Annotated in this window: 23 protein-coding genes; 9 read left to right on the top strand and 14 right to left on the bottom strand. The window is 57.7% G+C overall.

Features of this window, described 5'->3' with window-relative positions:
* Positions 1-2: 2 nt before the first annotated feature.
* Together Q0816_RS08990 and Q0816_RS08985 are read right to left on the bottom strand one after the other, a co-directional pair.
* Positions 3-1,694, bottom strand: a complete 1,692-nt coding sequence (locus Q0816_RS08990) for a sensor histidine kinase (RefSeq protein ID WP_298849917.1) — start codon at positions 1,692-1,694, stop codon at positions 3-5.
* A 59-nt stretch (positions 1,695-1,753) separates the two neighbouring features.
* On the bottom strand, positions 1,754-2,458 hold the full coding sequence (locus tag Q0816_RS08985) for a response regulator transcription factor (protein ID WP_298849607.1): 705 nt from the start codon (positions 2,456-2,458) through the stop codon (positions 1,754-1,756).
* Positions 2,459-2,802: 344 nt separating this feature from the next.
* Between Q0816_RS08985 and Q0816_RS08980 the strand changes: the two genes are divergently transcribed.
* The 3 genes from Q0816_RS08980 (at position 2,803) to Q0816_RS08970 (ending at position 5,632) form a co-directional block, all read left to right on the top strand.
* Positions 2,803-4,401, top strand: a complete 1,599-nt coding sequence (locus Q0816_RS08980; RefSeq protein WP_298849606.1) for a phosphoenolpyruvate carboxykinase — start codon at positions 2,803-2,805, stop codon at positions 4,399-4,401.
* Between the two features lie 361 nt (positions 4,402-4,762).
* Complete coding sequence (locus Q0816_RS08975; protein ID WP_298849605.1) at positions 4,763-5,053, top strand: hypothetical protein; 291 nt, start codon at positions 4,763-4,765, stop codon at positions 5,051-5,053.
* 24 nt (positions 5,054-5,077) lie between these two features.
* Positions 5,078-5,632, top strand: coding sequence for a hypothetical protein (locus Q0816_RS08970; protein ID WP_298849604.1), 555 nt, complete (start codon positions 5,078-5,080; stop codon positions 5,630-5,632).
* A 4-nt stretch (positions 5,633-5,636) separates the two neighbouring features.
* Here the strand turns inward: Q0816_RS08970 and Q0816_RS08965 are convergent, their stop codons facing one another.
* Complete coding sequence (locus Q0816_RS08965; protein ID WP_298849603.1) at positions 5,637-6,401, bottom strand: sulfite exporter TauE/SafE family protein; 765 nt, start codon at positions 6,399-6,401, stop codon at positions 5,637-5,639.
* A gap of 144 nt (positions 6,402-6,545) precedes the next feature.
* Between Q0816_RS08965 and Q0816_RS08960 the strand changes: the two genes are divergently transcribed.
* The 3 genes from Q0816_RS08960 to Q0816_RS08950 all read left to right on the top strand — a co-directional run bounded on the left by Q0816_RS08960 (position 6,546) and on the right by Q0816_RS08950 (position 9,478).
* On the top strand, positions 6,546-8,237 hold the full coding sequence (locus Q0816_RS08960) for an acyl-CoA dehydrogenase family protein (RefSeq protein ID WP_298849602.1): 1,692 nt from the start codon (positions 6,546-6,548) through the stop codon (positions 8,235-8,237).
* 252 nt (positions 8,238-8,489) lie between these two features.
* Positions 8,490-9,044, top strand: coding sequence for a hypothetical protein (locus Q0816_RS08955; protein ID WP_298849601.1), 555 nt, complete (start codon positions 8,490-8,492; stop codon positions 9,042-9,044).
* Positions 9,045-9,085: 41 nt separating this feature from the next.
* Positions 9,086-9,478: an META domain-containing protein gene (locus Q0816_RS08950; protein WP_298849600.1), complete on the top strand. Its 393-nt coding sequence runs from the start codon at positions 9,086-9,088 to the stop codon at positions 9,476-9,478.
* Here Q0816_RS08950 and recO read toward each other — a convergent pair.
* Positions 9,462-10,187 carry a DNA repair protein RecO gene (gene recO / locus Q0816_RS08945; RefSeq protein ID WP_298849599.1) on the bottom strand — a complete coding sequence of 242 codons (726 nt, stop codon included), beginning with the start codon at positions 10,185-10,187 and terminating at the stop codon, positions 9,462-9,464. The genes Q0816_RS08950 and recO overlap by 17 nt on opposite strands.
* A 197-nt stretch (positions 10,188-10,384) precedes the next feature.
* Here recO and Q0816_RS08940 point away from each other — a divergent pair, with 197 nt between their 5' ends.
* Positions 10,385-10,630 carry a hypothetical protein gene (locus Q0816_RS08940; RefSeq protein ID WP_298849597.1) on the top strand — a complete coding sequence of 82 codons (246 nt, stop codon included), beginning with the start codon at positions 10,385-10,387 and terminating at the stop codon, positions 10,628-10,630.
* 197 nt (positions 10,631-10,827) lie between these two features.
* Positions 10,828-11,217, top strand: a complete 390-nt coding sequence (locus Q0816_RS08935; protein WP_298849596.1) for a VOC family protein — start codon at positions 10,828-10,830, stop codon at positions 11,215-11,217.
* A gap of 48 nt (positions 11,218-11,265) precedes the next feature.
* Here the strand turns inward: Q0816_RS08935 and Q0816_RS08930 are convergent, their stop codons facing one another.
* Both Q0816_RS08930 and era read right to left on the bottom strand, forming a co-directional pair.
* Positions 11,266-11,595: a DUF1491 family protein gene (locus Q0816_RS08930; RefSeq protein ID WP_298849594.1), complete on the bottom strand. Its 330-nt coding sequence runs from the start codon at positions 11,593-11,595 to the stop codon at positions 11,266-11,268.
* Entirely contained in the window at positions 11,592-12,500 is a 909-nt protein-coding gene (gene era, locus Q0816_RS08925) for a GTPase Era (RefSeq protein ID WP_298849592.1), read from the bottom strand. The genes Q0816_RS08930 and era overlap by 4 nt, the downstream gene beginning before the upstream one ends.
* 160 nt (positions 12,501-12,660) lie before the next feature.
* Between era and Q0816_RS08920 the strand changes: the two genes are divergently transcribed.
* On the top strand, positions 12,661-14,043 hold the full coding sequence (locus Q0816_RS08920) for a multicopper oxidase family protein (protein ID WP_298849590.1): 1,383 nt from the start codon (positions 12,661-12,663) through the stop codon (positions 14,041-14,043).
* Positions 14,044-14,045: 2 nt separating this feature from the next.
* Here Q0816_RS08920 and Q0816_RS08915 read toward each other — a convergent pair whose 3' ends face one another.
* Genes Q0816_RS08915 through Q0816_RS08880 form a run of 8 tightly spaced genes read right to left on the bottom strand, consistent with a single transcriptional unit; the run spans position 14,046 to position 19,119 of the window.
* Positions 14,046-14,564: an N-acetyltransferase gene (locus Q0816_RS08915; protein WP_298849589.1), complete on the bottom strand. Its 519-nt coding sequence runs from the start codon at positions 14,562-14,564 to the stop codon at positions 14,046-14,048.
* Between the two features lie 4 nt (positions 14,565-14,568).
* On the bottom strand, positions 14,569-15,261 hold the full coding sequence (gene rnc / locus Q0816_RS08910) for a ribonuclease III (protein ID WP_298849587.1): 693 nt from the start codon (positions 15,259-15,261) through the stop codon (positions 14,569-14,571).
* Positions 15,258-16,097 carry a signal peptidase I gene (gene lepB, locus Q0816_RS08905; RefSeq protein WP_298849585.1) on the bottom strand — a complete coding sequence of 280 codons (840 nt, stop codon included), beginning with the start codon at positions 16,095-16,097 and terminating at the stop codon, positions 15,258-15,260. The genes rnc and lepB overlap by 4 nt, the downstream gene beginning before the upstream one ends.
* A gap of 60 nt (positions 16,098-16,157) precedes the next feature.
* Positions 16,158-16,577, bottom strand: coding sequence for a holo-ACP synthase (gene acpS, locus Q0816_RS08900; RefSeq protein WP_298849583.1), 420 nt, complete (start codon positions 16,575-16,577; stop codon positions 16,158-16,160).
* On the bottom strand, positions 16,574-17,035 hold the full coding sequence (locus Q0816_RS08895; RefSeq protein WP_298849581.1) for a hypothetical protein: 462 nt from the start codon (positions 17,033-17,035) through the stop codon (positions 16,574-16,576). The genes acpS and Q0816_RS08895 overlap by 4 nt, the downstream gene beginning before the upstream one ends.
* A 25-nt stretch (positions 17,036-17,060) precedes the next feature.
* Positions 17,061-17,684 carry a LysE family translocator gene (locus tag Q0816_RS08890; RefSeq protein ID WP_298849579.1) on the bottom strand — a complete coding sequence of 208 codons (624 nt, stop codon included), beginning with the start codon at positions 17,682-17,684 and terminating at the stop codon, positions 17,061-17,063.
* On the bottom strand, positions 17,681-18,427 hold the full coding sequence (locus Q0816_RS08885) for a pyridoxine 5'-phosphate synthase (RefSeq protein ID WP_298849578.1): 747 nt from the start codon (positions 18,425-18,427) through the stop codon (positions 17,681-17,683). Before Q0816_RS08885 ends, Q0816_RS08890 begins: the two co-directional genes overlap by 4 nt.
* Positions 18,427-19,119: a DUF2062 domain-containing protein gene (locus tag Q0816_RS08880; RefSeq protein ID WP_298849577.1), complete on the bottom strand. Its 693-nt coding sequence runs from the start codon at positions 19,117-19,119 to the stop codon at positions 18,427-18,429. The genes Q0816_RS08885 and Q0816_RS08880 overlap by 1 nt, the downstream gene beginning before the upstream one ends.
* Positions 19,120-19,124 lie beyond the last annotated feature (5 nt).

Raw genomic sequence — 19,124 nt, 5'->3', positions numbered from 1 at the left:
GATTATACAGGCAGCCCTACGACAAATCGCGCGCCCAGAGGGTCAGATGTGATGTCGGCTTCGGTCGGGCGGATGTTTTCCGCCCAGATCACACCGCCATGGGCTTCGACGATCTGCTTCGAGATGGCCAGCCCAAGGCCCGAGTTATTGCCGAAATGTTCTACCGGACGTTGTGAATAGAAACGCTTGAACACCTTGGTCAGCGCCTGTTCCGGAATACCGGGGCCAGTGTCTTCGACGACAACCAGCACACGGTTGTCGCGCTGACGAACCCAAACGCGGATTGCATCGTTTTCCTCGCAGAAGGAAATGGCATTGGTGATCAGGTTGACAAAGACCTGCGCCAGCCGCGCTTCCAGCCCATTGATTACAATCGGCTCGGATGGCAGGTCGGTGATGTAATCAATGCCTTTGGAACGGGCATCGTCACCCAGATACTGACCAAGATTACCCAGCAACTTGAGCAGGTCGAACGGCAGCTCTTCCTCTTTGACCAGTTCCGCATCCAGACGCGACGCGTTCGAGATGTCACTCACCAGCCGATCCAGACGCCGAACATCATGTTCAATCACATCCAGTAACTTGTTGCGTTGATCCTCGCGCTTGATCATGCGCAGTGTGCCGACAGCGGATTGCAGGCTAGCCAGTGGGTTTTTGATTTCATGGGCAACATCAGCGGCAAACTGTTCGTTTGCGTCGATCCGGTTATACAGCGCGGTCACCATACCTCGCAACGCTCGGCTGAGGCGTCCGATCTCGTCAGGGCGGGCACTGAGATCAGGGATGCGGATGCGTCCGGGATTGACCCCTGTACCCCTGTCTTTTCCCATCTCGGCGGCAGCCGCCAGTTCAGCCAGCGGGTTGGCGATGGTAGAGGCCAGCACAAGACTCAGGCCAACCGACACCAGTAATGCGACCACGAACATCTGAAGGATGCGCTCCTGCTCACGCCGTGCAAGAGCGTCGATTTCACCTGCCGGGCCAGTGATGGCTACGGCTCCGGCCGGGGCCTCGGCATAAAGGATTGGCGTAGCTGCCACGATTACGGTCTCACCCGCGCTGTCCTGCACTGCCTGAACCTGGTTCTGGCCTGCAAGCGCCCGTGGAATGATTGCCTGAACGCGCTGCGCCAGAGTTGGCGCTTCGACTTCCGTTGACCAATTTAGCGTGTTCGACAGGCCGGTCCAGACAGCATTCAGTATATCACTGATCACCGTGCTGCCCGTCTGCACTTCAGGATTTGGTCGCAGAAGCACGGGCATTTCCGACGCCTGCGGGGCGCCGCGGGTCCAGCCGATCAGGGTGCCGCTGGCATCATAGACAAAAACTTCTCCGCCTTCCGGCAGTGTCAGCCCCGAAAGTGTGTCCTTGACGTCCAGATTTCCGGCATTCTGCGCAGAGTTCTGCGCACCCTGACGCAGCTGGGTTTCAAAGACGTTGCTGACCAGTTGCGCGTCGCCAAGCAGGTTGCGCGCAGTCTGTTGCACCTTCTCTTTTCGAGAGTCGTCCAGATACAGCAATCCCGTAACCAGAATCACCAAGGCGATCAGATTGAAGGTGATGATCTTGCGTGCCAAAGGCGAGCCGCGCAGAGAAAACAGGTTCCTCCGGGATCGCTTTTCCCTCAGCTCCGCCGACTCGGGGTCCTGGGGGATGACCCAGTCATCCCCAAGTACGACGTCACCGTCGCGCATTTCGCTGGCTTGTTCGGTGTCGCGCACGAGACCCCATTACCTCTTGCAGGCGGCCGCGCCTATTCTTCGTTGTACCGGTAACCGATACCATACAAGGTTTCGATCGCCGAGAACTCAGAATCGGCCGCGCGCATTTTTTTCCGCAGGCGCTTGATGTGGCTGTCGATCGTTCGGTCGTCCACATAGACCTGATCGTCATAGGCGACATCCATTAGCTGGTCGCGGCTTTTGACGAAACCCGGACGTTGCGCCAGCGCCTGAAGCAGCAGGAACTCGGTCACTGTCAGGGACACATCATTCCCTTTCCAGCTGACCGCATGGCGCAGCGGATCCATCCGCAACTCACCACGGTCCATAACCTTGGTATCATTGCTGTTGGTCGCCACGGCATCGCCGCTTGTCGCTTCTTGCCGGCGCAGCAGAGCCCGGATGCGTTCGACCAGCAATCGTTGCGAGAAAGGCTTTTTCACATAGTCATCCGCGCCCATGCGCAGGCCCAGAACCTCGTCGATCTCATCGTCTTTAGAGGTCAGGAAGATCACTGGCATCTGCGTTTTCTGACGCAGCCGTTGCAGCAGATCCATGCCGTCCATGCGCGGCATTTTTATGTCCAGAACGGCCATGTCCGGCAGTTTCTTGTTGAACGCGTCCAACGCGGCCTGGCCATCATTATAAGTTTCAACCTCGAAACCTTCGGCTTCGAGTGTCATGGATACAGACGTCAGAATGTTTCTATCGTCATCCACAAGTGCAATCTTTGACATCGGGCTCACCCTTATTCCTGCTCACTCGCGCAATAATTCGCTTATTTGTAAGGCATTGTTGGCGGTTTTAAGACGCCGAATCAATCCGTAACTGCGAATCATGCCTTTGTTGCGGCAGGTCTGCGGCAAATTTGCCTTGTTGCCCGCAAAAATCTGCCTGCTTTTCCGACATTGAATTCGTGATGGCGCTAAACCCGGACTTGGTTGCGCTAACTGCGTCAAACCCGCCTGTTCATGCCCTGAATGACCGTGATAAGACGCGCCCAGCCGCCGGTTTTCCCGGCTCACTGCCCCAAAGGCGCAACGGACCAACGACCTTCGCGCCGCCACAGGAGAAGACACACATGACATCTGGACGGGTTAACCCGCAATTCCGCCTCGAAGATCAGGGCATCGAGGGTCTGGGCAATGTCTATTACAACTTCATGGAACCGGCGCTGATCGAAGAAGCGCTGAAGCGCGGCGAAGGCACACTTGGCAATGGTGGTGCGTTTCTGGTCACCACAGGCAAGTTCACTGGCCGGTCACCCAAGGACAAACACGTCGTCAAAACCGAAAGCGTTGCTGACACCATCTGGTGGGAAAATAACGCCGAGATGAGCCCCGAGGGCTTCGACGCACTGTACGAAGACATGCTGGTCCATATGAAAGGCCGCGACTATTTCGTGCAGGATCTGGTTGGTGGCGCGGACCCGGCTTACGCAATCAATGTACGTATGGTCACCGAGCTGGCCTGGCACAACCTGTTCATCCGCCATCTGTTGCGCCGCCCGGATCGCGAAGACCTGGACGACTTCACGGCAGACTTTACGGTTATCAACTGCCCAAGCTTTCAGGCCGACCCGGCCAAGCACGGTTGCCGCAGCGAAACGGTGATTGCGATGAACTTCGACCGCAAGCTGATCCTGATTGGTGGCACTGAGTATGCGGGCGAGAACAAGAAATCCGTATTCACCCTGCTGAATTACATGTTGCCCGAAAAAGGCGTGATGCCGATGCACTGCTCGGCCAACCATGCCGTTGGCAACCCGGTCGACACAGCCGTATTCTTTGGCCTGTCCGGCACTGGGAAGACCACCTTGTCCGCTGATCCGTCGCGTACGCTGATCGGGGATGACGAACATGGCTGGTCGGACCGTGGCACCTTCAATTTTGAAGGCGGCTGCTATGCAAAGACCATCAACCTGAATGCCGAGGCTGAACCGGAAATCTATGCAACCACCTCGAAATTCGGCACCGTAATCGAAAACATGGTTTTCGATCCGGAAACCAAAGAACTGGATTTCGACGACGACTCGCTAACTGCGAATATGCGCTGTGCCTATCCGCTCGAGTATATCTCGAACGCGTCCAAGAGCGCGCTGGGTGGTCACCCGAAGAATATCATCATGCTGACTTGCGATGCGTTTGGTGTTCTGCCGCCGATCGCGCGGCTGACCCCCGCACAGGCGATGTATCATTTCCTGTCGGGCTTCACGTCGAAAGTAGCGGGGACCGAACGTGGTGTAACCGAGCCTCAACCGACCTTCTCGACCTGCTTCGGCGCGCCGTTCATGCCGCGCCGCCCCGAGGAATATGGCAACTTGCTGCGTGACAAGATCGCTCAGCACGGCGCGACCTGCTGGTTGGTCAACACCGGCTGGACCGGCGGCGCCTATGGCGTGGGCAGCCGAATGCCGATCCGCGCAACCCGCGCGCTGCTGACCGCCGCGCTGGAAGGTTCGTTGCGCGATGCCGAGTTCCGCAAGGATGCCAATTTCGGCTTTGACGTTCCAGTCTCTGTCCCAGGCGTCGCCGAGGTTCTGTTGGACCCACGCCGCACTTGGGATGATCAGGCCGCGTTTGATAAACAGGCCGAGAAACTGGTGCAGATGTTCGCAGAGAACTTCGAACAGTACCTGCCCTTCATTGACGACGACATAAAAGCCGTCGCAATCGGATAAGATAAGAAAAGGGGCCACAGCGCCCCTTTTTTATTGCACCGATTAAGTGCGGTACATCCTGTGGTTGTTTGTCACAAAAAGCACATACAATTGCGTTGTTTCAAAATGCGATTTGCGTTAACCCTGCTAACCGCTGAGACGAAAAAACCCGGCACAATTGCGCCGGGCACTGAATGAAAGTACTTTGGGGCCGCTCATGTGCGCACACTCACAACGCTGGATTGAGCAACCTAATCACGCACCTAATCTAAGTAAATGGGGATGAGTGTCAACACGAGACTTGCTGATTTGCACGTTATTCAGCATGGCTCACATGGTCGCATTTTAGCGGCATATGGCACAGAAAGCTGTAGGTAACATTATGACTGAGATCTCGAAACTCACCGAACTGCGCAAACTGATGCAAAGCATGGAGCGTACGCTGGGCCTGGAGATACTATCTCCGGTTGAGCGTGATATTTACTACGCCGCCGAAGAACTTTCCAAATCCGATCATGAAGTCCGCACATTCGGCCTAATCGAACACACGCTGGTCCAGAGCGTTTCGCGCCCGACCTTCTTCCGCGCGCTGAAATCGCTTGTCGAAAAGGGCTATCTTTCTCAAAGCGGCAGCGCCAACCGGGGGCGGTACATCGTTAATGCGCCCAGATGACGCTTTGCACACTCGCAAGGAGCGGTGAGTTCTTTGCGCGCGTGGGCAATTGAAACGATACTGGCCTCTTTGGCCTATGTGCTGGCGTCGATCCTTACATTCGCCGTTCTGATGCCATTGCAAAACGTATTTTTCCCAGAATATCCAAGCCGGGCAAGCCTGCTGTTTCTGCCGCATGGTGTGCGGGTTCTGTCGGCCTGGCTGTTGGGATGGCGAGCTATTTTTGCTTTGCTTCCCGGCGTGTTCATCGTATTCGCCTATTTGGGTGGAACGGACGTGTTCATGCCCAGCCGTCTGATGGCCATCGCGATAGCGGTCCTGACTGTCCCGGCCGTTTTCTATCTGCTCAAGGCCATCGGGTGGGATTTGTTCCCCCGATCTGATCGCAAACCCTGCTGGATATGTGTGATGGGCGTAGGCATCATTACGTCTTTCCTTGTCTCGGGGTTGACCAATCTGGCCTTTGGCAGTGCAACGGTTGAATATATCGCGTTTCTGATCGGCGATATCTCTGGTCTGTTCTTCTTGATGCTTGGTTTGTACTTTGCCTTCCGCTTTGCTGACACGCGACGGGGTTGAAGCGTCACCCCACCAAACCGCGCCGCAGCAGGTTCAGACCCGCAACGAGCAACACGAACAAGGTTGCCTTGCGAAAGCTTGCTTGATCGATACGGTCCTGCAATTTCACACCGACCCACATCCCTGCCATTGCCGGAAGGATCAGGGCTGCAGAAAACGGTAGCGTTTCTGCACGCAGAATACCTGACCCAAGATGCGCGACCAGTAACAGAACCGCCCCAAGACCATAGATAACACCCTGAATGCGGATCTGTTCGGTCTTTGGAGTGTTCAGTGCCGTCAGATAGGTAACCGTCGGAGGCCCCCAAACACCTGACATGCCGCCAACAAACCCAGCCACACCACCGACCACGGCCTCAACGACATTCGACGGACGGTTCAGCGCCATTCTGAACCCCAGAACCTGTAACAGCGCGAAGACAGATACAAATCCACCTATCAACAACAGAAAGACAGAACCGGGGACCAAAGTGACCAGCTGTGCGCTCAACAGCAGAAAGAGGCCACCGACAATAAGGAAAACCCGAAACCGCCGAATGGAAGCAATCGCTGCGGTACCACCACCGCGAAGGGCCTGCAGCCCATTGGTCACCAGCGTCGGCAGAATAAGACCCGCCAAGGTCAGACCCGGCGGCAGAAACGAGTTCAGCCCCGACACCATAACCATAGGCATGGCAAAACCGACCATGCCTTTGATCCACCCAGCAGCAAACGCAATAGCCATGGCCAACAGCAGTTCCTGCGGGGAAAGAATGGAAAACAGGGTCATGTCCACTAGATATCATCTGGAATTTCTTCTGCACTGCAAAAATGTTCAGGTAATTTTTGAACTTTTTGGCGGCTTAATTAGTATTTTTGTTGCGCTGCACGTGCAGCATGATATGACCAGACGACCGAGGAAAGGACGCGATTCATGGCCCACGACGGACAGGATATGACCGAGATGACAACTGCTGCAGTTTTGCCTGATCTTCTGGATTTGACCCGGGCCGCCGTTCCCGCAGTAGAAGCGGTTTTTGAAAAAGCACGCGAGTCTGTGCGCGGCATGGTAACCGCAGACGACCGCATCTCTGGCGCCCTGATCGAGGCGAACCAGACCGCAGCGCATGGCCTGGCGTGGCTGGCCACCTACAATCAGTCGCTGCAACAGATGCAGCGCTGGGCCGAAGCACTGCAGGCCGAAGGCAAGTTCGGTGAACTCGAGCAGTTGCTGCACCAGATCGCTTTCGGTGAATACCTGCATCAGGTCGCAGGCGGCATCCCTATGAACCAGGGCGAGGTTGTGCGGCTTCAGGATTTGGGTCTTGGCTGGGACGCGCTGTCGGGCTTTCAATCGACCGAAGTGCAAACCCTGATGGCGCAAGCCAACACTCAGGCCGCACGCGTCCGTCTGGTCGAACTGATGCAGGATCAGGCCGGTGCCACCATGTTCGGGGCCTCGGGCCTGGACGACGAGCTTGAAATGATCCGCGATCAGTTCCGCCGCTATGCGCAGGAAAAGGTCGAACCTCACGCCCATGAATGGCACCTCAAGGACGAACTGATTCCGCTGGAAATCATCGAAGAACTGGCGGAAATGGGCGTTTTTGGCCTGACCATCCCCGAAGATTTCGGTGGATTCGGCCTGTCCAAAGCCTCGATGTGCGTTGTGTCCGAAGAGCTGTCGCGCGGTTATATCGGGGTGGGCTCGCTGGGTACACGTTCGGAAATCGCAGCCGAGCTGATCATCGCCGGCGGCACAGACGAGCAAAAGGCCAACTGGCTGCCTAAACTGGCCAGCGCCGAAATTCTGCCCACCGCTGTCTTCACTGAACCCAACACCGGATCTGACCTCGGCAGCCTGCGCGCGCGCGCCGTGAAGGACGAAAACGGTGATTACAAGATCACTGGCAACAAGACGTGGATCACCCACGCCGCACGCACCCATGTCATGACCCTGCTGGCGCGGACCAATCCTGACAGCACCGATCATCGCGGCCTGTCCATGTTCCTGGCGGAAAAGACGCCGGGCACAGACGAGAATCCCTTCCCGACCCCCGGCATGACCGGTGGCGAGATCGAGGTTCTGGGCTATCGCGGCATGAAAGAATACGAACTGGGTTTTGATGGCTTCCACGTCAAAGGGGAGAACCTGCTGGGCGGCGAAGAAGGTAAAGGTTTCAAGCAGTTGATGGAAACCTTCGAGAGCGCCCGCATCCAGACCGCCGCCCGTGCCATTGGCGTGGCACAAAGCGCGCTGGATATCGCCATGCAATATGCGATCGATCGCAAGCAGTTTGGCAAATCGCTGATCAACTTCCCGCGCGTGTCTGGCAAACTGGCGATGATGGCAGTCGAGATCATGATCGCGCGTCAGCTGACTTATTTCTCTGCGTGGGAAAAAGATCATGGCCAGCGCTGTGACCTTGAGGCCGGTATGGCCAAGCTGCTGGGCGCGCGAGTGGCTTGGGCTGCGGCCGATAACGGGCTGCAAATCCATGGCGGCAACGGCTTTGCGCTGGAATACAAGATCAGCCGCGTTCTGTGTGACGCACGTATTCTAAATATTTTCGAAGGGGCTGCCGAAATTCAGGCACAGGTCATCGCACGACGTCTGCTCGGGTGACCAAGTCCGGCAACCCTGTTTCCCCAACTGACCCGGCCCTTGCGCCGGGTCTTTTTCTTGCTTTGTGGGATTTGTACGCCTCCCACGCGTCGGACCTTACGTTTCATACAGGCCATATCGATGCCTCTGACCGTCCGGGCTCCAACCAGATGTGACCCGCACAAGTCCAAACTTCCCCCTTTGATCCCAGTCGTTTCGCAGTTAGAGCGTCAGCTGAACTTGACACACTCGATCAGCATTTTGGGACACCCTATGACCCGATCACTTTTTGCCCTTTGCGCCACTCTGGCGGCGCTCGTTCTTGCGGGCTGCACCACCTCCGCGCCGACGGCCAGTCAGAGCGATGTCAATGCGCTTGCTCAGTCGATCCGAATGCTCGGGCCGAATGTCGATCCGGTCGAAGCTCAGAAGGCAGCCACCATCGCCTACAGTTACTCGCAGCAGTTGGCGCAGGATTGGAATGTCACCGACTCAGCCATTGTCCATAATGCCAAGGTCATCAACGGTTTCCGCGAAAAAGGGTTATGCAATGATTGGGCCGAAGCCATGACCAAGCGCCTGCGGCAGGAAAATTTCCGAACACTTGATCTACACTGGGCCACGTCACCGCCGACGCCCTTCCGCATCATCCACCATTCGGCATCGATCAGTGCCAAAGGAGATCCGATGTATGACGGTATCATCCTGGATCCTTGGCGCAACAGCGGCGCGCTGTTCTGGGCACCGGTGCGCGAGGATACGCGATACAACTGGAAACCCCGGCTGGAAGTGCGCGAACAGCTGTTAAACGGGTCTCTGCCCTACTGACCGCTGTTTCACCGACAATCCCTATGCGTTAAGACCCAGACATGACTCGCCTGATCCTGACCCTGCCCCTGATGGCCCTGTTCCAATGCGACAAGGATGAAACTGTCGCCGCCTATGGCGCGGCAGACCAGACTTGGGTGCTGCAGGAGATCAACGGGCAGCCTTATGAGGCCAGCGCCCTGCTGCGGTTTCCTGAAGAAGGCAAGATAGCCGGGAACGCCCCCTGTAACAGCTACAACGGCACCCTGAACGCACCCTACCCGTGGTTCGAAATTCAGGGCCTTAGTGCCACGCGGGCCGCCTGCGCAGGGCTTGAGGCAGAAGGGTTCTACTTTGCCGCCCTTATGGCCATGACCCAATCCGAAGTGTCGGGCAATGTGCTGATCTTGCGCAATGAGGATGGGCACGAAATGGTGTTCACAACCGACGAGTGACCTGATCCACAAACCGCGCCCGCGCCTCGGGCAGTGGATTATGCCCCAGTGAAGGGGCGACACGGTGCTCGAGGAAATACCCGGTTGTGCGCAGGGCCTGCGCGATTTCGGCATCCGGTGCTGCGCCTTCCCCGCGCAGGCAGGGCGGCAGGGGCAGCAGCTTGTCCGCCCATACCCCCGCCCCTTTCGCACTGACGGCACGACCTGTCCTGGGCGACACGTAGATCAGCCCTTCGGTCATGCCGGTCACGGCACAGGTGGTCAGGTCAAGGCCAAAGCCAAGCTCGTCCAGCAATGCAAGTTCCCAGCGCAGATAGGCCAGCGGCCAGATCTCATCCTGCCCCAAGAGGTCCATCAATTGTTCGGTTCGCGTATAGAGCGCGGTGTGTGGCTCGCGCTCGGGCAGACAGAAGGACAAGAGTGACACAACCGCGTTCAGCCCGGACAGCGCCAGCCGCCCCGAAAACGCCGCCGCCGCGCGCGAACGCAGGGGCTCGACCTGAAACGTGCCGATATGCTCTTCCAGCCGCGCGCGCCACAGCACGTCCAGCTGCGCACCGGGTTGCAGGATCGGCGCGATCCTGCGGCTGGTTCCGCCACGCACAACCCCGGCATGGCGCCCGTGGCCTTCGGTGAAAACCTCAATGATCGCCGAGGTTTCACCATGGCGGCGAGAAGTCAGGAGTATTCCGTGATCGCGCCAATCCAAAACTCGGCCCCTTTATTGGTTGGGTTGGACGGCAGAAAATCCCAAGCGGGGTTGGCACGCAAGAGCGGAACCTCTTTTTATCCTCTTTCGGCGGGCGTTCTTTTTCCGAAGCCGCCATAGTTTTGTGACTTTGGGCCAGCTGACTTGTGCGCGTTTGCACGACCCCCACCTGCGTTTCGAACAGAAGGGGCCACGCAATGATCGATGACGAACCACAACCCGCCGCCTTTTACGACGAACACAAAATCTGGACGCCAGACCCGACGGCTGCAGACATGCAGGTCTATGAGACGTTTGCCGCGGCCGTCGTTGAGCTAGTGCAGGTGCTGGATGACAACAAGCCCATGTTATCGAGGGATGTCTATGCACGCTTTTTTGCGTCTTTGCTGCGGCTCTCGAGAACGTTGGGCGAGTATGAAGATGGGTGGAACGGAGGCAAATAGCACGCGATCCACGGCCGTGAAATATTCAAGGTACAACCGGTTCAGGCCGCCCATAAACTAATGGCTGCCGGATCGAAACCGAAGGTCGCCGGGTCAGACGATAGGAAGACGAGTTCGCGGCAATACTAAAATGGGTTGCGCGCGCGCCTTTTCGATCATAATGTTCTTGTTATGTTCGCATCAGGAGGACTCCCAAAATGTCTCTTAACTACGTCATGATCGGTTCAAACGATGTTGCTAATGCACGCACCTACTATGACGCGGTTGTATCCCGACTGGGGGGCAAAGTAGTCGCCGAATACATGCCACACGCCGTATGTTACGAACTGCGAGGCGGTGGATGCATGTGGGTCGCGACACCATTCAATCAGGAGGCGGCGACGGTTGGGAACGGCAACATGGTCGGCCTGTCATGCCAAAGCAAAGAGGAAGTGCAAAAGGCGCATGCAACTGCGCTGGCTCACGGGGGAACAAACGAAGGCGACCCGGGTGATCGTCCTCAGTATGGCCCAAGCTTTTTTGGCGCGTATGCTCGCGACCCGGATGGGAACAAAATGAGTTTTGTGTATCTTGGTGAAAGCAGTTAGACGCTCAGGCCGTCCGGGAACGGACTGTCATAGAGTTGGTTTGAACCATTACTCCAGCCCCTCTTCCCCCAGCAGGTGCCGCCCTTGCCGGTCTTCAACCTCAAGCACCCAGAGGTCGGGGTCAAAGCTGCGCTGGCGCTGGATGGCCTGATCTACGTCGGCTTCCGGACCAGACGAGAGTTCAATCCATTTCCGCTCACCACTCAACAGGTCAAAGCTGCGTTGGAACGCGGCGGCCCGCCCGTCCAGTGTGTTCAGCTTAACCAGAACTGCACCTGCGGTGTCATCGCCGTGGGCAACAACAAAGGCCGGGATGTCCTGAAACCGCAGCCGCGCCAGATAGGCGTGGACCCAGAAATCGGCCGTCAGTCGGGTCATGCGTTGCCGTCTTTGAAATCCAGACCCATTTCCGAGTAACGCTCGGATTCTTCCAGCCAGTTGGGCCGAACCTTCACTTGCAGGAACAGGTGGATCTTGCGGTCGAGGAATTCTTCCAGCTCGGCCCGTGCGGCCTGACTGACAGCCTTGATGGTCTCACCCTTTTTGCCCAGCACGATGCCCTTGTGGCCGTCGCGCATGACATAGATGATCTGATCGATCTTAGCGGAGCCGTCTTTGCGCTCTTCCCAGTTTTCGGTCTCGACGGTCAGCTGATACGGTAGTTCCTGATGCAGGCGCAGGGTCAGTTTCTCGCGCGTCATTTCGGCAGCGATCATGCGCAGCGGTAAATCGGCGATCTGGTCTTCAGGATAGAGCCAAGGGCCTTCGGGCAGTTCAGAGGCCAGCCATTTCCGCAGGTCGTCAACGCCGTGGCCTTTCTCGGCCGAGATCATGAAGGTTTCGGCAAACGGATAGCGCGCGTTCAACTCGCTGGTGAGCGCCAGCAGCTTCTCGGACGGGACCTTGTCGATCTTGTTGATGGCCAGCGCGATGGTACGGCCCTGCCCGATCTCTTCCAGACCTTCGAGGATGCGCTCAACCCCTTCGGTGATACCACGATGTGCTTCAACCATCAGGACAACGACATCAGCATCGGCAGCGCCGCCCCATGCGGCGGCCACCATGGCACGATCCAAACGACGGCGCGGTTTGAACAAACCGGGCGTGTCAACAAAGACCAGTTGTGCGTCGCCTTCCATCGCCACGCCGCGGATACGTGTGCGTGTGGTCTGCACCTTATGTGTCACGATCGAGACTTTGGCCCCAACCATGCGGTTCAGAAGGGTGGATTTGCCTGCGTTGGGCTCTCCGATCAGGGCGATAAATCCGGCGCGTGTGGTCATAAGTCTGGCGATCCTGTTTGCAAGTGCGCACCCCTATAGCAGAAAGGCCCGGCGGGCCAGAGGGATTTGTCGCATTGCAGCCATGCACGCAGGGTGGCAGGACGGACGCAGACGCCCAGCCATTCCCAGCCCGGCATCAGATCCGTTCAGTGAGGTTTTCATGAAACGTCGCGAGTTTCTTTTTGGAAGCGGTGCCGCCGCAAGTGTCATGGGATTGGGAGGATTGTCTCTGGCCGCAGGCGATCCGGCGCAGGAACTGGTTCTGCAATCCGCCAGCTATCGGTTGCTCGATCAGCTGACCACAGGGATGGTCAGCCTGTCCCCTGATGCGCCGCCACCGGTTCTGTACGGACAACAGGGCGAAGCAATGCGTCTGACGGTGCGCAATACCCTGCCCGATTATACCGCGATGCATTGGCACGGGCTGCGCATTCCCAACGAGATGGACGGGGTGCCCTACCTGACCCAGATGCCCATCGGCGAGGATGAGAGCTTTGTCTACGAGTTCACACCTCCGGATGCGGGCACGTATTGGTATCATCCCCATTGCATGACAATGGATCAGATGGCCCACGGGCTGACCGGTGTGATGGTGATTGCCGAGCCAGAAGACTCCGGGTTCGACGGTGAGCAGGTGATCAATCTGCGAGACTTCCGGTTGGACGAGGACGGTGCGTTTCTGCCGGCCTATACTGCGCGTGGTGCCGCACGGGCGGGCACGTTTGGTAATGTGCAGACCGCGAACTGGCAAAGCGAGGCGATATATGACCACGCCGCAGGCAGCCTGGTGCGGTTGCGCGTGGTCAATACAGACACGACCCGTATCTACAAGCTACACTTGGAAGAGGCCGAGGCCCGGATTATCGCATGGGACGGGCATCCGGTTGAGATTGATGTATCAATGCCCACAGCAGCCGAGCCGCTGTTGATGGGTCCCGGTCAACGGGTGGATTTTGCGTTGCGCATGCCGGACGATGAAGGACAATCCGCAGCGCTTGTTGGCAAGTTTCCCGGTCAGAAACATCGCGCCATGGCACAGTTGCGGGCCACAGGGCAATCGATTGCACGTGATCTGCGAGAGCTGCGCCCATTGAATTCAAACCCCGCAGCGCGGCCCGATCTGAATCAGGCCGAATTGCATGAATTCGTGTTCGGCTGGACCCCGGAAGGGGGTGCGCCCAATGACGGATTCTGCGGGTCGCTGGGCTACAGTTTCTGGTCCATTAACCGCACGCCGTGGCCCGGGGATGCAGTACAGGGAACCGGGCCGCTGGCCGTGCTGGAACGGGGCAAGAGTTATGTTCTGCGACTGCGCAATGAGTCTCCGAATCTGCACCCGATCCACCTGCACGGGCTTGCTTTTGTCCCGCTAAAGTCAAACCTACGCAAGCTGCCGCCGTTGGTAACCGATACGGTGCTTATGTTAAAAGACGAGATCATTGATATCGCGTTGGTTGCCGACAATCCCGGCGACTGGGCGTTTCATTGTCATGTGATCGAGCACCAGAAAACCGGGCTGGCCGGGTTCATCCGGGTGGTCTGACCTTAGCCCCGCGCTGAAATGTCTAACGCCAGAATGTGATTGGGATAGGCTTGGTCTGCGATATGGAAATCCGTGATGCCAACCTGCCGGAACCCTTTGGACAGATAGAAATCAATCGCGGCTGTATTCTCGGAATTTGTCGTCAGCCAAATCGCGTTCCGGCCTTTGGCCCGGCAGAAGTCAATCGCCACCTGCAACAGAGCTGAACCGATGCCCCTACCATGATGGCGCGGCTGCACGTAAAACGTCACAATCTCAAGATCGGACAGCCCGTCAACGGGCGGATCGCAACCTTCTGCCAGCCGAATGTAGCCGTCGACTCCATCGCGGTTTTCGGAGACGACCAGAAGGTCTTTCCCCTCGTCGAGAAGGGCTTCGAACCGTCGCGTTGTGAACTCGGACAATACAAACTCGGCGAAGAACGAACTCACGCCATATCGCAGGTAAGTGCCGATCCAGACTTCGATCGACAAAGCGGCCAGGCTGGCGGCATCTGCCTTCTGGGCTGGTCTGAGCTTCATGTCCTTAGGATGAACTGGCCGGGCTCAACTGCTCCAGCAGAGCCTTCGCCGCTGCCTGTTCGGCCTGACGTTTGGATCCGGCGGTAGCCTGTGCCTCGGCGCCGTCCTGCAGCCGCGCCGCAATGGTGAATATCGGCGCGTGGTCGGGGCCACTGCGTTTGACCTCAATATAAGAGGGCGGCTTTTGCCCACGGGCCTGTGCCCATTCCTGCAGCGCGGTTTTGGCGTCACGGGCGTCGGCCTCGACCGTGTGGACACGGTCCCCCCAAAGGGCGAGGATGACATCGCGGGCGGCCTCGAACCCTGCATCGCGGTAGATGGCGGCAATCACCGCCTCCATCGCGTCACCCAGCAGGGCCTGTTTGCGGCGGCCGCCGGACAGCATCTCGGACCGGCCCAGTTTCAGCACCGCGCCCAGATCGATCTGGCGGGCCACGTCAGCGCAGGCCTCTTTGCGGACCAGCGCATTGAACCGCGGGGCCAGCTGGCCTTCGGATGCTTTTTTGTCCGCTTCGAGCAGCGCGGTGGCCATGACAAGGCCCAGTACTCGGTCGCCCAGAAACTCCAGCCGCTGATTATCCGGCCGGGTGGTCGACGAGACTGAGCCATGGGTCAGCGCACGCACCAGCAGTTCAGCGTTGGCGAACTCATACCCCAAACGCTGCTGGAACGCCTTTATTTCAGCCGAAAGCTTCAATTGACCGCCTTGAAGAACCGATCTCCGCGCCAGGTCCAGAAGAACAGCATCGACCGGCCAGCGGACGAGAACATGATCCGGTCGGCGCGTCCGATCAGGTTTTCATACGGCACATAACCCACGCCACCCGCAGATTGCGGCAGGCGGCTGTCGCTGGAATTGTCGCGGTTATCACCCATGAAGAAATAGTGGCCTTCGGGCACGGTATAGATGCCGGTATTGTCCGATCCCTGATTGCCAATGTTCAGCACGTCATAGGACACACCATTGGGCAAGGTTTCGATCTGGCGCGACTTTTCGCAAGTGCCACCAATACCAACAGGGCCATTTTCACAGCGAGGGCGCAGACGTTGCGGGCCTTGCGGTTCGGCAACTTCGGTAAATACGCCATCGGGCTGCTGTGGAACCGGTGTGCCGTTCAGGATGATCTGACCTTCGCGGATCTGGATACGGTCGCCTGGCAAACCAATCAGACGTTTGATATAGTCGCGCCCTGTGACCGGATGGCGAAAGACTATGACATCGCCGCGCTCGGGATCGCCGCCCCAGATGCGGGTGTCGCCCTCGCCCTGCATCCAGCCACAGATATCTTCGGCGTCGACATTCAGGCCGACGCTTGGAATGATCAGACTAGGGCAGGATGCATACGAATAGCCATAGGCCATCTTGTTGACGAAGAGAAAATCGCCAATCAGCAGCGTCTGCTTCATCGAACCTGAGGGAATCCAGAACGGTTGAAAGAAGAGGGTGCGGAATACTCCTGCGATCAGCAGAGCATAGACGATGGTTTTGATCGTCTCCCAGATGCCGCTTCCGGTTTTGGCTTCTTCGGCCATACTGCTCTCTCCAGTTCTTTGCTTGGCTTCGCTGCTACATGCGGGGGGGATGAAGGCAAGTCAAGGCTGCGTGGCGTGATCTTGAAGCGGGCGCGCCTCGATCACGACAAAGGCCTGTGCCCAAGGGTGATCATCGGTCAGGGTGACGTGGATAATCGCCTCATGTCCTTCGGGGGTCATTTCCTTCAGGCGTTCAGCGGCCCATCCGGTCACGTGCATGACAGGCTGACCCGTGCGCAGATTGGTGACCGCCATGTCTTTCCACGAAATGCCCATGCGCAGACCGGTGCCCAGCGCCTTGGAACACGCCTCTTTCGCGGCCCAGCGTTTGGCATAGGTGCCCGCGGTATCGGCGCGGCGTTCCGCCTTGTACTGTTCGGCGTCGGTGAAGACACGGCTACGGAACCGGTCGCCAAATCGGTCAAGCGTGCCCTGAATGCGGTCGATGTTTGCGAGGTCTGTGCCGATGCCGAGGATCATGTTTCTTGCTCTTTTTTTCGTAAATGCATGCTGTACGCCCGGCCAACTCCAACGACAAAAGCGTAACGACACAGAATCAAGGAAACACCAAAACTTATTAAGAGCTCAAAGCACAGTAGTGTAAAATGCTCGGGCGGATGCCAACGTCGGGGAGAGTCTGTCAGGACGTTAAAAACAACTAATGCAAGTACTGCGAGAAAAGTGGTCAGAACCATTTTGCGAGCGAGTATCCAGTTCTTTACTGGCGGGCCGCATTGGAAACCTCTGCGACCTGTATCAAAACCATACAGCAAAGCAGCCACCGCAAGCGAAAGAACGAATGGGGAAAGCCTTGTCGGCCATTCAAACAAAAAAAATCTTCTTGCCATACTAAAAGCCGCATAGTTCATGAGCACAATGCCCACAAACAAAGGGCGATGTAATCCAACCTGTTTATCTTTCGAAAACAAATAGTTCACTCAAAAACCCTTAAGACTGTCTTGTTTAAGTCAATCGCACCGTCAGGATCTTGTAACTTGCCACCCCAAAGAACCCGGCAAAGGCGAAATCGAACCAGCGGCGGGCGCGGCGGTAGGTGCGGACCATGCGCTCGGATGAGAACAGAAACGCGTAGCCGATGAAGATCAGCAGCGATCCCGCGTAGAGCATCGCGAAATAACCCAGCAGCATCGACAGGCTGGCATCATTGGGAGCGACGATGGCGTAGATCGAGCCCCAGCTGAGGATTGCTTTGGGGTTGGTCAGGTGGATCGCCGCACCTTTGGCGAAGATCGTCGGCAAAGAACCGGTGACCGGTTTGCCCAAGGCGACCTCGTCCGAGGTCATTGCCCGCTTCAGGGCCCTCAGCGCCAGCCAGCCCAGATAGGCCACACCGATATAGCGGATCACCTCGAAAACCCAGACATTGGCCAGCATGATCGCCGACAGGCCCAAAGCGGCGGCAATGCCCCAGGCGGCGGACCCGACACAGATGCCCAGCGCAAAGGCCAAACCTGCGCGGCGGCCTTCATTCATGGCAGTTCCCGCAATGCCCATCGTGGCGGGCCCCGGAGAACCGCCAGCCATCAGCCAGGCCAGCCAGATGGCGACAAAGCCGGGGGTGATCACGCGCGCGCCTCGTCCATCAGGCGGCGCATGTCCTGAATGGCGGGGGTGAGGCCCAGAAAGATCGACTCGCCAATCAGGAAGTGGCCGATATTCAGTTCTTTGACCTCGGGGAAGGCCGCGACCGGCTTTACCGTGTCATAGGTCAGACCGTGGCCTGCGTGAACCTCAAGCCCCAGCGAATGGGCAAAGGTGGACATCTGGCGCAGCGCTTCTAGCTCGTGCTCAGCATCCTCCATACGGCCTTCGGCATGGGCGTCACAATAGGCGCCTGTGTGCAGTTCGATCACCTCGGCACCGATGCGATGCGCGGCCTCGATCTGGCGCTGGTCGGCGGCGATAAAGATTGAAACACGGCAACCGACATCGCGCAGCGGAGCGATGAAATGCGCCAGTTTGTTTTCTTCGCGCGCGACTTCGAGCCCACCTTCTGTGGTGCGTTCCTCGCGCTTTTCTGGAACGATACAGACTGCATGTGGTTTATGGCGCAGGGCGATTTTCTGCATCTCATCCGTCGCGGCCATCTCAAAGTTCAGCGGCACCGACAGGACATCCATCAGCCCGTCAATATCTGCATCCGAGATATGGCGGCGGTCTTCGCGCAGATGTGCCGTGATACCATCGGCTCCGGCCTCTTCCGCCAGTTTGGCGGCGCGCAGCGGATCAGGATAAGCCCCGCCCCGCGCATTGCGCACGGTGGCGACGTGATCGATGTTCACACCCAGGCGCAAGTGGTTCTCAGACATCACTCGATTCCTTTTGTAGAATTTTTTGCCGAGCCTAGTGGCTTTGACGGAGGAACGGCAGCCGTTTCTTCGGCCAAACGTTTAATTTCGTCGAACTTCGCCTTGATCCTGGCGCGACGGCGCTGTTGGTAAGTGCGGATCAGCGGCAGGCTGAGATAATAGCAGACCACACCTGCCACGATGCCGGGAATGATACCGCCGATCATATAGGGATAGAAGACGTCATCGTAGAACTTTGAAAGCCCATGCCAGTCGGCCACGCGATCCGTGAACAACGCCAGAAAATTGTTCTTGAGGTCTCCGATGGCGTTGGCGAATTTTCCCATCAGGCCCTGCGTGTCGCCTTCTTCATATTCGGTGCCCAGCAGGAAATGCCCGGTTTGAAGGCAGATCACCCCAATCGGAACATAGGTCAGAGGGTTGCCGAAAAACGTGCCACTGAGTGCCGCCAGAAGATTGCCCTTGAACAGCCTGGCGCCGATGGCAGCGACCAGAAAATGCAGCCCGTAAAATGGTGTGAAGGCTGCAAAAACGCCTGCCCCAATGCCACGCGCGATCCGGTCAGGGGTATCCGGCAAACGCCGGACACGGTGTTTCACGTAATGAAAGGCGCGGGTCCATCCGCCACGCGGATAGACGAAGTCCGATGCGACCTGAACAGGAGAGCGTCGGTCTCGGCGCTTGAATACCACCCGTG

Source organism: uncultured Ruegeria sp. (genome assembly GCF_947497005.1).
Taxonomy (GTDB): domain Bacteria; phylum Pseudomonadota; class Alphaproteobacteria; order Rhodobacterales; family Rhodobacteraceae; genus Ruegeria.
This window is presented reverse-complemented; position numbering and strand designations above follow the sequence as displayed.

What these genes read in the sequence shown, in the direction of transcription:
- Q0816_RS08990 (WP_298849917.1), bottom strand. Translation starts at nt 1,694, where the DNA reads ATGCGCGACGGTGACGTCGTACTTGGGGATGACTGGGTCATCCCCCAG.
- Q0816_RS08985 (WP_298849607.1), bottom strand. Translation starts at nt 2,458, where the DNA reads ATGTCAAAGATTGCACTTGTGGATGACGATAGAAACATTCTGACGTCT.
- Q0816_RS08980 (WP_298849606.1), top strand. Translation starts at nt 2,803, where the DNA reads ATGACATCTGGACGGGTTAACCCGCAATTCCGCCTCGAAGATCAGGGC.
- Q0816_RS08975 (WP_298849605.1), top strand. Translation starts at nt 4,763, where the DNA reads ATGACTGAGATCTCGAAACTCACCGAACTGCGCAAACTGATGCAAAGC.
- Q0816_RS08965 (WP_298849603.1), bottom strand. Translation starts at nt 6,401, where the DNA reads ATGACCCTGTTTTCCATTCTTTCCCCGCAGGAACTGCTGTTGGCCATG.
- Q0816_RS08960 (WP_298849602.1), top strand. Translation starts at nt 6,546, where the DNA reads ATGGCCCACGACGGACAGGATATGACCGAGATGACAACTGCTGCAGTT.
- Q0816_RS08955 (WP_298849601.1), top strand. Translation starts at nt 8,490, where the DNA reads ATGACCCGATCACTTTTTGCCCTTTGCGCCACTCTGGCGGCGCTCGTT.
- Q0816_RS08950 (WP_298849600.1), top strand. Translation starts at nt 9,086, where the DNA reads ATGACTCGCCTGATCCTGACCCTGCCCCTGATGGCCCTGTTCCAATGC.
- Q0816_RS08940 (WP_298849597.1), top strand. Translation starts at nt 10,385, where the DNA reads ATGATCGATGACGAACCACAACCCGCCGCCTTTTACGACGAACACAAA.
- Q0816_RS08935 (WP_298849596.1), top strand. Translation starts at nt 10,828, where the DNA reads ATGTCTCTTAACTACGTCATGATCGGTTCAAACGATGTTGCTAATGCA.
- Q0816_RS08930 (WP_298849594.1), bottom strand. Translation starts at nt 11,595, where the DNA reads ATGACCCGACTGACGGCCGATTTCTGGGTCCACGCCTATCTGGCGCGG.
- era (WP_298849592.1), bottom strand. Translation starts at nt 12,500, where the DNA reads ATGACCACACGCGCCGGATTTATCGCCCTGATCGGAGAGCCCAACGCA.
- Q0816_RS08920 (WP_298849590.1), top strand. Translation starts at nt 12,661, where the DNA reads ATGAAACGTCGCGAGTTTCTTTTTGGAAGCGGTGCCGCCGCAAGTGTC.
- Q0816_RS08915 (WP_298849589.1), bottom strand. Translation starts at nt 14,564, where the DNA reads ATGAAGCTCAGACCAGCCCAGAAGGCAGATGCCGCCAGCCTGGCCGCT.
- lepB (WP_298849585.1), bottom strand. Translation starts at nt 16,097, where the DNA reads ATGGCCGAAGAAGCCAAAACCGGAAGCGGCATCTGGGAGACGATCAAA.
- acpS (WP_298849583.1), bottom strand. Translation starts at nt 16,577, where the DNA reads ATGATCCTCGGCATCGGCACAGACCTCGCAAACATCGACCGCATTCAG.
- Q0816_RS08885 (WP_298849578.1), bottom strand. Translation starts at nt 18,427, where the DNA reads ATGTCTGAGAACCACTTGCGCCTGGGTGTGAACATCGATCACGTCGCC.